The organism is Shimia aestuarii (assembly GCF_900114635.1).
GTDB classification, from domain to species: domain Bacteria; phylum Pseudomonadota; class Alphaproteobacteria; order Rhodobacterales; family Rhodobacteraceae; genus Shimia; species Shimia aestuarii.
In genome coordinates this window covers 17,254-31,169 of the sequence record NZ_FOTQ01000011.1, presented here as the reverse complement: position 1 = coordinate 31,169, position 13,916 = coordinate 17,254, and the positions used below count along the sequence as shown (strand labels likewise).

The window sequence follows — 13,916 nt, the reverse complement described above, 5'->3', positions numbered from 1 at the left end:
AAGAAATCCCCTTCTTTTATCATAGCCGAACCGACAGCCCGTCAGCCAGCGTCATGCGGTAGACCCGGACCGCCGGGATAAGCGAGGCGAGGAGCCCGGCCCAGAAGATGACGAAAAGGGTGGCCATTTCGCGCGTACCGAAGACATTCAATCCCAACCTCAGACCGAAGCGGTCAGACAGGATCGGGTCGGTCACGAACGTGGCCACCGTGAGCAGAACAAGGCCAAGGATAAGCCCTGCCGCGGTGAGAACGGCCGCTTCCGTGACAATCAGCGCAAAGATACGGGTGGGCGTGGCGCCAACAGACCGCAGGATCGCGAATTCGCGGCGGCGGGTGTCGAGGGTCGCAGAGAGCATGACCACCATGCCGATCATTCCTGCCAAAGCCACGGCCCACGCCATCAACCTCATCGCGCGCTCCGCTGTCCCGATAATCCCCCAGAGCTCGGCGAGCGCGACCGCAGGGAGGACTGCGCTCAACGCATCGGAAGCGCGTTCGTTGACGGCCCGCTGCAGACCGAGGACATTCGTCCGATCGATCAGCCCAACGTAGACGGCATTGATCCGGTCCGGTTCGTGACTGTGTTTGGCCACCGTGCCCTCGTGTGCGCCATGATCTTCGTGCGCGTCATGCCCGTCATGATCGTCATGATCGTCATGATCATCGGCGGGAATGGCGGCCGGGTCGAGGGGGTCGGCAGCAGGCGCGTCTTCTTGCGCATGCAGGGCGCCGAAGCCTTCGAGCGTGACGAAGACCATCCGGTCGACGGCAGTGCCCGTCGGCGCGAGTACGCCGGATATCGTAAAGGGCGCGTCGTCGTGCAGGTCGAAGGAAACCTCGCCCGCGCCGTGGGCGTTGACGATCACCGCACCGGGGGCATAGTCGAACCGCGCCGCGACCTCGGCCCCGACCACTGCGGCATCCGCCCCTTCACCGGAAAGGAACGTGCCTGCGGCGAGGGAGAGAGGCTGACCGCCAGAGTGCCGAAAATGCTCGAAATACGATGCAACCGTCCCGATCACCGGATAGCCGCGATGATTGTCGCCCATCTGGATCGGAACCGCCCAGGCCACCTCGGGCCGATCTTCCAGCCACTCGAAGCTGTCCCATGTCATACCTGTTTCGGTGCCACCGACACCGAACACGGTAGCCATCAGGATCTGCACCGAATTGCCGCGCGGCGCCACGATCAGGTCGATCCCTGACGCGGAGTTGGCAAAGCTGTCGCGTGCGCCGTCCCGGAGCCGTTCAACACCGAGGATCAGCGCGACGCTGAGGCTGATGGCCAGCACGGTCATGCCGGCCACGAAGCGGCGGTTCCACAGGCTGCGCAGGCTGAACCCCAGCATCAGGCTGCGCCCCCGTTAAGGGCGAGGAAATCAACACTACGGTCGAAATGATGCTCCAGGCTGCGGTCGTGACTGACGAAGAGCAGCGCGCTGCCCGCTTCGGCGCATTCCCTCGCCAGCAGGTCGACAAAGGCCGCCTTGGCCGCCTCATCGAGTGCCGAGGTCGGTTCGTCCACCAGGATCAGGTCCGGCTTGCCGATCAGCGCGCGCGCGGCGGCAACCCGTTGTTGCTGGCCCACGCTGAGCTCGCTAGCCGGCTTGGATACCAGGGACGGATCCGACAGGCCCAGTTCGTCGAGCAGATGTCGGGCCGTTCCCCCAGGATCCTCGCCCGCGCGCGCGCGTCGACGCTTGGAGAATGTGCAGGGGAGTAGGACATTCTCGAGCGCGCTCAGCCATGGGATCAGATTGAATACCTGAAAGATCATGCCGATATGATCGACCCGGAACCGATCCCGCGCACCCCCATTTACCGCGCCTACATCCTTGTCCGCGACCAGGATTGCCCCCGGAGAAACATCCACCACGCCTGCGATAGCCGAGAGCAGTGTGGATTTTCCGCTGCCGCTGGGGCCAAACAAGAAAATCCGCTCACCCTGAGCAAGCGACAGGTTTGGTATGCGCAGCGTCGCATTTTCTGCGCCCGGCCAAGTGAAAGTCAGGTTTTGGACGTGCAATGCCCTCATTCGATACACTCAATCTGGCTACCTTGACACAGCCCACTTGGTACGATGGGCCAAAATCCAAATACATGTATGAAGCAGCTAGAGCCAAGGGCTGAAGCCCTGTTAAGACAGGCCACCTTCGCTTTGAGTTGATCAACAACGCCGGCTCGAAGCATTATGAAATAGTATCCTTTGGCGGCGTGTACCTGTAGAATTTTGCTAGTTCGCAACAGAAAAAGTTGTGCTCTTGTCGAGAGGGTAGATGGGTTCCGTCAGCTGCGTGTGCTCGAAAAGAGTGATATCGCGACTGGTGGCACCGGGAACATCAACGATCAGCACCTTGTCCGTGAAATTTTCATAGAACGCTCGGAAGTGATTCCCGCTTTTGACACCTATGACGTCATATTCCTGGATGGCGATGCCATGTGGCCTCGCTTGTGAATCGTCATAGGCCTGAACCAGGCCGGATATGACGATGACATCCACCGTATCCGAGATAACCAGCCTGACTGAGGGACCAAACGTGTAAGGGATACCGTAAGCGGTCCCCCCGCGAACGAACTCGTAGCCATCCGAAATCGACTTGACATAGGCTTTGGTTTTGATCGGTTCGCCCGCAATCGGCTCAAACTTGCCCCCGAGGCTCACATCGATTGTCGCTCCGACACCGGCAGCGACTGCGGCCTGTGCGGTTTCCGGATCGTGTATGGAAATGAAGGCGACCTTGCCCAAGCCTTCTGTTTCCAAAAGAGCCCGCAGCAGATGCGTCCCCGAGCCGCCCGCCCCACCACCGGGATTATCCGCAGCGTCCCCAATCACGATCGGGGTATGATCGATGATGTCGCCCTTCGTCGGCTGCTGACGCTCATAGCGGCCGTCTCTGTCGAGCATGGCCAGTACGCTGGTCATCGTTGTGTTCAAATCGTTCAGTGGATAAAAGGCCTCATCCTTGTGATCCCATATCCACTGGGACAATTCGTCCACCAGATCTTGTGCCAACTCGGCGTTGTTTTCGGTGGTGACCATCGGGTACACGCCGATAAAATCGGTGTCCTGGTACGGGAAACCATGCATGACAGAGCAATTGAGAACACCGGGACGGTTTTCGATCTCAATACACTTTTCCTTGAGCTGATTTCCAAAAATGCCTTCCTCTTCGGTGTTACTGAGCGGAATCATCAGCGGCACTTTGCGATAGGCCGGGGTGGGATCCGACTCTCCTGCCAGGATCGCGGCGGCACGATACATCGCATCACGTGCAGCTTCATTCATATCCAGATGAGGATATTTTTTGCAGGCACTGAAGAAATTCATGTTGTCCTTCATTTTGTCCGTGATCTTGCCATGCAGGTCGCCGGACCAGACAATCATCGTGTCCTTTCCCACAAGTTCCCGGACAGACTCCGCCAGATCTCCTTCAAGATCGGGCGTTTTATCGACAACACCTGCACCGTGTAGAGCGAGGTAAACGATGTCCAATGGCATCTGTGCTTTAAGCGTGTCGAGCATTTCTTTTTTCGCATCGCTCCAGAATTGCGCATTCACCAGACCAAAGCTCGAATCCGGTCCGTATATAAGACCCGGGAGCAACTCCCAGCCGTTTTCCTCACACACATCTACTGCACCGCCCAAGGCTGTTCCTCTGAGTGCCTTGATTTCATCACCCCGAAAAATACGCATGTTGTCCAGCGTGGTTTCGCCCATGCCTTCGGTGAGGTAAGTATTTGTTTCATGGAAAAAACCGACACAGCAGACCCGTAATTTTCCACTTTTTTCGTTGACCCAAGCGAAGGTGACGATACTGCGGCAATAGCGGCAGAGGCCGCCAGAGTATTGAATGTTCTACGTTTCATGTTTCGTCCTGTTCTCCCAGAATCCTCAAAAAATGCTGCAGGCATTTTGGCTAAACGCCTGCAGAAAACGGTCAATCGATGGTATTCTTGTAGATCACACCGTCCTTCATGATGACTTTCAGGTTATCGACGTTGGTGACCGCTTTTAGGTCTTCAAGCGGATTGCCATCGACCAGCAGAAGGTCAGCGTAACCGCCCACTGCAACCTTGCCAAGAGTTCCTTCCTGATAGGGGTTGCGCATGTCGCCGCTCAACGCGAACAACTCGCCCGCAGTACTCGTCGCCATACGCAGGATCTCGACGGGCTCGAACCACGGCAGCAACCGCTCCATCTGCTGTGTTTGTTTGGCGAGCTCTTCTTCGGGAAGGAAGAACAGGTCGGTCCCGTATGTCACCTTCAGATCGGGAAAATTCTTGATGGCTTTGTAGACCCGTTCTGTACCCTGACAGACCAGCGCAAGCTTGGAGTTCGAGAAATCATCCAACTGTGGCTCTTTGCAGACCGTGAAGGGCTGGGTACTTAGGAAAACGCCCTCGTCGGACATCCGCTGCAAGGTTGCATCATCCAGCAACTGGCCGTGACCAACGTCCTTGATCCCCGCGTCAATCGCCCTGTTGATGGCGGAAGGGTGATACCCGTGAACGGTGACATAGGTGCCCCAATCGCCAGACGTATCCACGGCCGCCTTGATTTCATCAAAGGTGAATTGATTGCCCAGAAGAGGGTCCGCAGGGGACGCGTATCCGCCGCCGATCGCCAGTTTGATATGGGATGCGCCGTTTTTCAGGTTTTCGCGCACTGCTGCGAGCACCTGATCCACGCCATCCACATTATAGGCATGGCCCTGCCTTTCCCAATCGGGCGTCGTGCCGCCGAATTGAACATGGGGCTGGTTGCCGAACCGGAAGTCGAAATGCCCGGCGGTCTGGCCGATCAAAGCCCCCGGCGTATAGATCCTCGGGCCGGGAATAAGGCCTTCGTCAATGGCGCTTTTCAGACCGAAGACATTGCCGCCCATATCGCGAACACTTGTAATGCCACGCATCAACATGCCTTCGGCGTCCACGGTCGCGCGGATGTAGCCATAGGAAGCGTGACCCGTCAGCATTCGCATCTGAGAGATAGAGGAATAGGCCAGATGGGTATGTGTGTCGGACAGGCCCGGCATCAGCGTGCGACCGCCTCCGTCGATCACTGTGCCACCCGCAATCGCCAACGGTTCGGTCGACACTGCGGTGATAAGGTTGTCCGTCACCACGACGTTGGCATTCATGATCAAAGCTTCGTTCACGCCGTCAAAGACGTTGACGTTGGTGAACAGGATCGGCCCGGAGGCGTCCTGAGCCGCCGCCGGAAGGGAGACGCTGACGGTGACGGCAAGCGCCGCGGTCAAGGTCCTTGGGTTTGATTTCTTCATTTGGTGACTCTTGTTGTCGATGCTGCGAGTTCGGTGGAGAGGCCGATCTGCGCTTTGCAGGATCGCCCCTCCACCGAATGCATGGCTCTTACTGGGCTGGTTTGTCGAATGCAGTTCCGGAGAGCGAGAATTCGTCGACCGCCCCGTCGCCCCGAATGAAGATCCGGTGGTTGAATCGCACGTAGTTGAGTTCGCCAGACGGATCTTCGAGCAATTCGCCAAGGGCGCCCTCGTTCGGGCCCTCGGTGATGATGAAATAGCCCTCGGCCGTGTTGGCCACATTGGCAGGCGCGGGATCCGCTCCGCTGGTCAATGCGGAGAACTGGACAAACACATATTTGTCGCCCTCTTTGCGGATCTCGATGTTTTGCGAATTCCCCTTGAAGACGCCGACGAAGGGATCGAGCACAGCCGGATCAACGCCCGCTGCGACGGGAGAGTCGGCCTCGATTCCCGTGAAGGCTTTGACCATTTTGTCCGCAATTTTGCTGTAGGCTTCGACTCCGCGATCGCTGTGGACCATGATCACCACGGCAAAGTCGTGTTCCGGGATCAGCTTGAGAAAAGACCGCGTGCCGGGCCAATTCCCCCCGTGGAAGGGGCTGGTGACGCCGTCGTAGTCGTGGACGAACCATGTCAGTCCGGTAAACTCGCCGACCGAGGCGTCGACTGCCGGAGCGTGGGCATAGTCCAGCGCGTCCATGGACAACAGCTGATTCCCGGCGGCGTCCTTGCCGTCCAGCTGAAAGCGGGCGTATTTCAGCATGTCGGTAACCGTAGACCGGATTCCGCCGGAGGCTGCGGACTCTCTGATCAACGGAATGTAGTACGGCTTGAGATCACTGATGCTGCCTTCGCCGTAGATCGGCGGATGGCCCCATGCATAATCTTTGGCCGGCGGGGTGGGGTCGTAGTTGAAGGATGTCGACCCCATGCCGAGCGGAGTCAACAGGTTCTCTTCGATCAGGTCCTCGATCGGCTTTCCGCCGACATGCGACACCACATGGGTCGCGAAGGTGATGGCGGTGTTGTTGTACATCCAGGTTTGACCGAACGGATAGATCTGCTCGACGTAAGCCGCCTGGAGCATGACCTTCTCGCTGATCGACCCACCCGGAGGAACAGGAAGGAACCCATGGTCGCCATACCAGCCAGCGTGATGGTGGAACAGGTCAACGACCCGCGCTTTCGACGTCGCGTCGGGATCCGCGACCCTCCACCATGGCAGGAGGTCGACGACACGCGCGTTCAAATCCAGTTTGCCCTCTTCGGACAGCTTCATGGCCGTTGTCGAAAGGAAGGTTTTTGTCACCGAGCCGATTTGGAATTGCGTATCAGTGGTAACAAGCTCTCCTGTGGTGACGTTCGTGACACCGAGTCCGGCGCCGTAGGCGTTGGGCCCATGAATGACCCCGACACCAAGCCCCGGGATTTTCAGTTCCTTGATCAGTTCAGAGGCTTCGGCGAGCACCGCATCGAAGGTCGCCTGGCCCTCTTCCTCTGTCATGGCCTGCTGTGCGAGTGCCGGTGTGACGCACAGTAGCGACGAAACAAGCAGGGCAGGTAGCGGTTTCATTAGGTTCTTCACTGGATTTTTCCTTTGAATTGGAGTTTTCACTGGATTTCTCCCTCCGGGACAACCATTGCTCTTCCCGGAGGGTTCCGTCTTCGCCGGGCAGAATCGCGCTGGCAGAGTTTGCACGGCGAAGATTCCCGGTTTACGGCTTAGCCATCTGTCCGACGTAGAAGTAGTCGTAAAGCGATCGGGCGACTTCTGCAATTGCCCGATCCCTGTCCGCCTCGGATGACACGCTGCTCTTGGTGAACACGGCGACGGCAAACCGGCGACCGTCGGGAAGCGTGATATAGCCGACGTCGTTGGCCACGCCCCCGATGGTTCCGGTCTTGTGCGCCACGGGCGTTCCTCTCGGCAGCAGCCCCTTGAGCCGGGCAGCGCCGGTGCGCGTGCGCGACATGATGTCAATCAGGAAGTCGCGGCTCTCGGCGCTCATCGCCGTGCCACTGTCGATGGCAAGCAGGAGTTGCAGCATCGCAAGCGGCGTTGCGTGGTCGCGGGGATCCGCCTCGAAGTCCAGATTGCGGTCACTGACGATCGTTGCAAGCTCCGGGTTGGTCTTGAAGGCCTCTATGGCGACCTTCATCGTGGCCGGTCCCGGCAGACCATAGAATTCGCCGATGATCTCGCCAGTCGTCCGATCGACCCTGAAATCGGTGATCCCGAGCCTGCGCAGGTTTTCGGTCACGGCCGCGGCGCCGCCAGCCAGCCCGATCAAGGTGTCGGTCGCCGTGTTGTCGCTCTCGGTGATCATGATCTCCATCAGGTTCGCCACCGAAAGCTGCAGACCGGGATGCACGAATGTGTCGCTCAGCGCAGCGTCCCCGATCATCATCATGTCGGGTGTGATGTCGACCATCTGGTCGAGGCTCAGTTCCCCCTTGTCCACGCGGTCCATAATCGCAGTGGCGATCGCCATCTTGTACGTGCTGGCCATGGCGAAGGTTTCATCGCCATTCAACGCGATAACCTCGTCGCCGCCGATTTCCTGCGCCGCAAAGCCGAGGCGCCCGACATGCTTCGCCGCGAATTGCTCGATCGCGGCGGCAACGGGCTGCCCGTCTGATGTCTGGGCGTATGCCGGGCCGAAGGTGGCCGCTGCAGAAACCGCGAGGGCCATGATGGTGTTGCGAAGTTTCATTTCAGATATCTCCTTTCTGAGAGATTGGTATCGGAATTGTCCCGTTCTGCGTTGATACCCAGAATCGCGCAGCCTGCGCGCAAGACCTGAGCGGGGGACAGCCAGGAGTCGGAGATCAAAAACAGCATGATCCCGTCTCCTCGCCTGGATGCGCCGCGATCAATTGCCACCGTCCGCCGGGATGCCCGTGAAGTCGCTGGGCATCCCGGTCGAGAATTCGGCATTCCAGGCCTCTACCGAGACCGGCACGAAGCGCGGCTTGTCTTCAGGGTCAAACCGGATCGGCTGACCGCCGAAAACAGGCAGCACCTTGTCGTCACGCAACGCGACCTGACCGTTAACGATCACGGCTTTCATGCCCGTTGACGGCACGGCACCCTTCTCGTAGGTCGAATTGTCCGTGAAGCGTTCGGGATCGAACACCACGATATCGGCGACCATGCCGGTCTGGATGCGGCCACGTTCCTGCATCACCTTCAGGCCCGTATCGCCCAGATGCTTGGCCGCGTTGTAGCTGAGGATCGACATCAGCTGCATCATCGGGATGTTGTTTTCCCGACCGAGCCGGATCGTGGCGCCCCGGGCGCCCGCCGCGCGGGGATGGGTGTTGCCGAGCTGGTCCAGCGAGATATCCCACGGGCCGAAGTACGGTTCGGGCGGAAGCGCGTCGCTGCCCACGGTGACGCCCTTCAGCGTCAGCCATTTCGGCGCATCTTCCGCGGGCATCTTGAACACGACGATCGGCTTGGTCGGATTGGCGGCCATGTCGGTCTTGAATGACTCCAGGGTGTAGTACTCGTTCGTGACCGGATCGAGTACGGTATCCTCATAGCGGTTGCCCAACTGCTCGACCCAGCTGTCCGGCTGCAGGAACGACGCATTCAACGTAGTGGATCCGGCAGCGTAGGGATAGATTTCACCCCAGATGTTGTGGCCCTGTTCCTGAAGCTCAACAATCATTTGCTGGGCAAGCCGCCAGCCGGGGTTGTTGAAGTGAAGAACGATCGCCGGGGCACCCAGTGTCAGGGCATTGGCGATGAGTTCCTGCGCACCGTTGTTCTCAGTCGTGTCGGTGCCAAGCGTATAGCGTGTATGCGCGCCAGTCGGGCGGCCATAACGGGCGCCAACCTTCTGCACCTCGAACATCTCGCGGGAAGAGACGCCCTCCCGCATATAGCCCACTGTGCTGCCGATGCCGGGCGCGCCCGCCATCAGACCCTTGTCGATCTCTTCGAGAATGGCGTTGCCCTGTTCCAGGGTCGGGCGCGTCACGCTCCAACCCGGTTTCTTGCGGGTTTCCAAGGCGGCAATCGGACCCTCTATCAGGAAATCGCCCTCTGCCCCGTCGAGCACCACCGCGCGGGCCAGTTCGTGGCTGACCGCGCAGCCATAGTTGGCGTGGGCCACACCGGCACGCGCCTCGTACCAGTGAGCAATATATGATCCTGCACAGCCAGCCTCGAAATCCATGCTGCTGGTCAATCCGTCGCGCAAACCGACCCGGTAGCCGATTGGCGTCTGCCAATGAAAATGGGTATCGATGAAGCCCGGCGCCACGATATGGCCAGTGGCATCCACCGTCTCGGTGCCCGTCAGGGGTTCCTTGCTGATCGCAACGATGCGCCCGTCCTTCACGCCGACATTGGTGATGTCATCGAACAGGGTTTCGGGATCCATGACCCGACCGTTGTTGATCACCAGATCATAGTCTTGTGCCAAGGCCGGAACGGCACACATGACGCTTAGCAAGAAGGTCCCGGTCAATAGGTGTCTTTGCGTCTTCATTTGTGACTCCATGTCGATTTCGGTTTCTATTGATGGCTTTATTACCAGCCGGGCGATCGTCTTGAATGCGCCCTTGGCGAATTCCTGTTTCCCGGACGCCGCGCCGCCCGGATTCGCCAACAGTTCCTACATTCCAAAGAAAAAGGGCCGGGCCATTCCCATCTCATCCCTCCGGCAACTCGACGATTTCAGCCTCCAAGGTCCAGCCGCTCAGCATGCGCGACTCGCCGTCGAGGATGAATATGGTATCATTGCTTGGCTCGACGCGCAGCAGCCCCGACACACGAACCGGCAGATACAGCGACCCGACCTGTTGATCCGCGCGTAGTCTGACCCTGACGAGTTGGTTCGGCGGTGGCGGCGGAAGGTGGCTGCACATTCCGACCTGCGGCACCAGATAGCCGAACCCGCTGCCATCCGCGTCTGGCGGTGCGGGGATGATATAGCCCGAGATCGAGACCTCGACGCCGTCGAAAATGGGGTTCGTGGCAATGCGGGCGATCTGCCGCTTCTTGGCGACGTCCCATCGCTGCTCAAGCAGCGCTTCCACATCGTGACCGTTCGCTTCAAGCACTTCCCGCGCGGCGGTGCGGCGGGCTTCCAGACGCGTGCGGGTCTCCGCATCAAGATCAGTGCCGGCGAGCTTCTCGTCCGACTGAACCAACAGTTTCAATTCGTTCATCATGTCGACCCTCATAGCTGCGTAGGGGTCGTCAAAGGCCACCGCCAACGGATCAGCCAGATCGGAAAACTCGACAGATTCCGGCTCTGCCGTGACTTGAGTGGCGGCCAATAAGGCCGCCACGAAGACAGAGATCAAAAACCGCATGTTTCCGCCTCTTTGCTTGGATGCGTCATGATCAGTTGCCACCGTCCGCGGGGAAGGCGCCCGTGAAGTCACTGGGCATCCCGGTCGAGAATTCGGCATTCCACGCTTCTAACGAGACCGGCACGAAGCGTGGCTTGTCTTCAGGTTCAAACTGGATCGGCTGACCGGCGAAGACAGGAAGCAGCACATCGTCCCGCACGGTAACCTGACCGTTAACGATCACGGCTTTCATGCCCGTCGACGGGATGGCACCCTGCTCATAGGTGGAATTGTCCGTGAAGGTTTCGGGGTCAAAGACCACGATATCGGCGACCATCCCGGTCTGGATGCGACCGCGTTCCTGCATCGCCTTCAGGCCGGTATCGCCCAGATGCTTGGCTGCGTTGTAGCTGAGGATCGACATCAGCTGCATCATCGGGATGTTGTGTTCCCGACCGAGTCGGATCGTGGCTCCTCGGGATCCGGCGGTTCGGGGGTGTGTGCCGCCCAGCTGGTCCATCGGGAAATCCCACGGGGCGTCGTACGGCTGTGCACCAACCCCATCGCTGGCCATGGTCACGCCCTTCAGCGTCAGCCATTTTGCCTGGTCTTCGGCGGGCATCTTGAATACGACGACCGGCCTGGTCGGTTCGGATGCGATGGTCGCCTTGTAGGTCTCGAGTGTATAGTACTCATTCGTGACCGGATCCAGAATGGTTTCCTCATAGCGGTTGCCCAGATCGTCGACCCAGCTTTGGGGCTCCAGAAACTCCGCATTGATCGTGGTGGAGCCTGCAGCATAGGGATAGATTTCCCCCCAGATGTTGAAGCCCCTTTCCTGCAACCCTGAAATCAATTCGTGTGTCACGCGCCAGCCGGGGTTGTTGAAGTGCAGGACGATCGCAGGCGCGCCGAGCGCGATTGCGTTTGCGATCAGTTCCTGCGCGCCGTTGACCTCGGTCGTGTCGTTGCCAAGCGTATAGCGTGTATGTGAGCCCGTCGGGCGGCCATAGCGTGCGCCAACCTTCTGCACCTCGAACAACTCGCGGGAAGAGATGCCCGCTCTCATATAGCCCGTGGTGCTGCCAATGCCGGGTGCGCCCGCCATCAGACCCTTGTCAATCTCTTCGAGAATCGCGTTGCCCTGTTCCAGGGTCGGGCGCGTCACGCTCCAGCCTGTTTTCGCCCGAGTTGTGTAAGCGGCTACGGGGCCGTTTATCAGGTACTCGGCGCCGTCTGACCCGTCGAGCACCATCGCCCGGGCGAATTCGTGGCTGACCGCGCAACCATAGTTGGCCTGGGTCACACCCGCACGCGCCTCATACCAGGCGGCGACATAGGATCCCGCACAGCCCATCTCGAAATCCATGCTGCTGGTCAACCCGTCGCGCAACCCGAGGGAATATCCGATCGGCATCTGAAAGTGGAAATGCGTGTCGATGAAGCCCGGCGCCACAATATGGCCGGTCGCATCAATGGTCTCGGTACCCGTCAGCGGGTCCTTGCTGATCGCAACGATGCGCCCGTCCTTCACGCCGACATTGGCGATGTCGTCGAACAGCGTTTCCGGGTCGATGACACGGCCGTTGTTGATCACCAGATCATAGTCTTGCGCGAAGGCCGCTGAAACGGTCAGCAGCCCGGCAATAAGTGTTTTTGTCAAAATGGTTGTTTTGGCTTTCATGGAGTGTTCCTAATCCACAGGTTGCTTTCTATCCGTTTGGAAGAGTTTCAGTTCACCACCGTATTACGGATCGCCCTGCCATTGGGAGCGTCCAGCACCAGCTCGCCATCGCGCACCGAGAAGCCGCCGTTCACGATCACGGTTTGCACGCCCACGGTCGGTCGATTGGCGTTCTCGAAGGTAGCCAGGTCAGAGACCGTGGCGGGATCGAAGACAACGATATCAGCGTCCATGCCCACTTGAAGCCGACCCTTGGTGCGCATTTGCGGCACGCTGTCTTCCAGTGTCTGCGCGGGTAGCAGCGACATCTTTCGGATCGCTTCGGAAAGCGACAATACCCCGCGTTCGCGCACATAGGACCGCAGGATCTTGGTATACGTGCCTGTTGACCGCGGATGGCTGAACACATTGTCGGGCAACGGCCATTCATCGCCTTCGTATAGCAGAATGTTGCCGTTTTCATCGAAATAGGACCAGAGCACGGAATCCGAGGCGATCGCTGTCGCGGGATTCGTCACCGAAACGTCCAGCAAAGAGAGGGCCGCGGGATCTTCCTCGTCCAGGAAATGCCAGACGATGAAGGTGCCGGGCTTGTTGGCCTTATAGTCAGCCAGTTCGTCCTCGGTCATCCGATCCGCGCCAAGCTGGAAGTTGTTGGCGGTCGAGTCCATTCGGTCGCGCCAATCCGGGCCGCTGAACATGGCCGCGCCGACCACGGTGCTGGCTGCGCCGTAAGGATAGGCCTCGGTCGTGACGTTGATGCCCTGGGCCTGCGCCTTTTCCACCAGCGCCATCGTGGCCTTGATGTCCGACAGCGAGGTCGAATTGATGTGGCACAGATGCATGTGCGCGCCGGTGATGGCGGCGAGGCTGATCAGCTCCTGGATCGCCTCGAACGAGCTTTGCGGCTCGGTGTTGCTGGCATAGCGCACATGGGTATAGGTCGGGACATTGTATTTCTTGGCCAGTTCGGCCAGCGCGTAATACTCTTTGTGTCCAAAACCCGGCGCATAGCCAGCGTTGACGCCGATACCGAGCGCACCGTCCTTCAGGCCCTGTTCGAGCAGAGACATGATGCGCACGGATTGTTCCGGGCTGGCGATGTCCTGCTTCCAGTCGGTGCGGCCCTGCGCATCCGTGAAAAACGCCGCCGTGGCCAAGGGATCGGTATCGCTGAAGGTCGCAATCCGGCTGTGGGTCCAGCCTGCGGACGCGCCATAGTTCATCGGCAGTTTCTTCGTGGCCTGATCCTCATACCAGTCGCTGACCGGCACAATGCCGGATTCAAGCTCCAGCGCCGTGGTGACGCCCTCGATGACCTGCATCCGATAGTCGCCGATGTTCTGGCCATGGGAATGCAGATCGATGAAGCCCGGAGATACGACGTGGCCGGTGGCGTCGATCACCACATCACCCGCCAGCGGAAATTCACTGATCGCCACGATCCTGTCGCCCTCGATGGCGACGTTGCGAATGGCATCGAGACCGGTTTCAGGGTCGATGACGCGACCGCCCGCTATGACGATGTCATTCGCCAGCACGGCCGTAGTCGACAACAGCAGAGCCACCATCGTGGCGGCTCCCAAAGTCCTTGTTCGTAGCATTGACAGGCTCCTGGGCTGACAGAGGTCACGG

General features: G+C 59.3%; 11 protein-coding genes. All 11 read right to left on the bottom strand.

Annotated elements, in window-relative coordinates; genetic code table 11:
- Positions 1-19 precede the first annotated feature (19 nt).
- Complete coding sequence (locus BMZ35_RS18435) at positions 20-1,351, bottom strand: ABC transporter permease (RefSeq protein WP_242654855.1); 1,332 nt, start codon at positions 1,349-1,351, stop codon at positions 20-22.
- Positions 1,351-2,037: an ABC transporter ATP-binding protein gene (locus BMZ35_RS18430; protein WP_093096268.1), complete on the bottom strand. Its 687-nt coding sequence runs from the start codon at positions 2,035-2,037 to the stop codon at positions 1,351-1,353. The genes BMZ35_RS18435 and BMZ35_RS18430 overlap by 1 nt, the downstream gene beginning before the upstream one ends.
- A 198-nt stretch (positions 2,038-2,235) precedes the next feature.
- Positions 2,236-3,816, bottom strand: coding sequence for a M81 family metallopeptidase (locus BMZ35_RS18425; protein WP_278247167.1), 1,581 nt, complete (start codon positions 3,814-3,816; stop codon positions 2,236-2,238).
- Positions 3,817-3,940: 124 nt separating this feature from the next.
- Complete coding sequence (locus BMZ35_RS18420; RefSeq protein WP_093096262.1) at positions 3,941-5,287, bottom strand: metal-dependent hydrolase family protein; 1,347 nt, start codon at positions 5,285-5,287, stop codon at positions 3,941-3,943.
- An 88-nt stretch (positions 5,288-5,375) separates the two neighbouring features.
- A complete protein-coding gene (locus tag BMZ35_RS18415) occupies positions 5,376-6,863 on the bottom strand; it encodes a serine hydrolase domain-containing protein (protein WP_093096259.1) in 1,488 nt (495 codons plus the stop codon).
- Positions 6,864-7,005: 142 nt separating this feature from the next.
- A complete protein-coding gene (bla, locus tag BMZ35_RS18410; RefSeq protein WP_093096256.1) occupies positions 7,006-8,004 on the bottom strand; it encodes a class A beta-lactamase in 999 nt (332 codons plus the stop codon).
- Positions 8,001-8,132, bottom strand: a complete 132-nt coding sequence (locus BMZ35_RS21225; RefSeq protein ID WP_278247162.1) for a hypothetical protein — start codon at positions 8,130-8,132, stop codon at positions 8,001-8,003. Before BMZ35_RS21225 ends, bla begins: the two co-directional genes overlap by 4 nt.
- 31 nt (positions 8,133-8,163) lie before the next feature.
- Positions 8,164-9,789: an amidohydrolase family protein gene (locus BMZ35_RS18405; RefSeq protein ID WP_242654854.1), complete on the bottom strand. Its 1,626-nt coding sequence runs from the start codon at positions 9,787-9,789 to the stop codon at positions 8,164-8,166.
- A gap of 163 nt (positions 9,790-9,952) precedes the next feature.
- Complete coding sequence (locus tag BMZ35_RS18400) at positions 9,953-10,618, bottom strand: DUF3299 domain-containing protein (RefSeq protein ID WP_165610126.1); 666 nt, start codon at positions 10,616-10,618, stop codon at positions 9,953-9,955.
- Between the two features lie 31 nt (positions 10,619-10,649).
- Positions 10,650-12,281, bottom strand: a complete 1,632-nt coding sequence (locus tag BMZ35_RS18395; RefSeq protein WP_093096248.1) for an amidohydrolase family protein — start codon at positions 12,279-12,281, stop codon at positions 10,650-10,652.
- Between the two features lie 47 nt (positions 12,282-12,328).
- Complete coding sequence (locus BMZ35_RS18390; RefSeq protein WP_093096243.1) at positions 12,329-13,885, bottom strand: amidohydrolase family protein; 1,557 nt, start codon at positions 13,883-13,885, stop codon at positions 12,329-12,331.
- Positions 13,886-13,916 lie beyond the last annotated feature (31 nt).

Coding starts and splice junctions, on each gene's coding strand:
- BMZ35_RS21225 (WP_278247162.1), bottom strand. CDS start 8,132: ATGCTGTTTTTGATCTCCGACTCCTGGCTGTCCCCCGCTCAGGTCTTG.
- BMZ35_RS18400 (WP_165610126.1), bottom strand. CDS start 10,618: ATGCGGTTTTTGATCTCTGTCTTCGTGGCGGCCTTATTGGCCGCCACT.
- bla (WP_093096256.1), bottom strand. CDS start 8,004: ATGAAACTTCGCAACACCATCATGGCCCTCGCGGTTTCTGCAGCGGCC.
- BMZ35_RS18435 (WP_242654855.1), bottom strand. CDS start 1,351: ATGCTGGGGTTCAGCCTGCGCAGCCTGTGGAACCGCCGCTTCGTGGCC.
- BMZ35_RS18395 (WP_093096248.1), bottom strand. CDS start 12,281: ATGAAAGCCAAAACAACCATTTTGACAAAAACACTTATTGCCGGGCTG.
- BMZ35_RS18405 (WP_242654854.1), bottom strand. CDS start 9,789: ATGAAGACGCAAAGACACCTATTGACCGGGACCTTCTTGCTAAGCGTC.
- BMZ35_RS18390 (WP_093096243.1), bottom strand. CDS start 13,885: ATGCTACGAACAAGGACTTTGGGAGCCGCCACGATGGTGGCTCTGCTG.
- BMZ35_RS18420 (WP_093096262.1), bottom strand. CDS start 5,287: ATGAAGAAATCAAACCCAAGGACCTTGACCGCGGCGCTTGCCGTCACC.
- BMZ35_RS18415 (WP_093096259.1), bottom strand. CDS start 6,863: ATGAAACCGCTACCTGCCCTGCTTGTTTCGTCGCTACTGTGCGTCACA.
- BMZ35_RS18430 (WP_093096268.1), bottom strand. CDS start 2,037: ATGAGGGCATTGCACGTCCAAAACCTGACTTTCACTTGGCCGGGCGCA.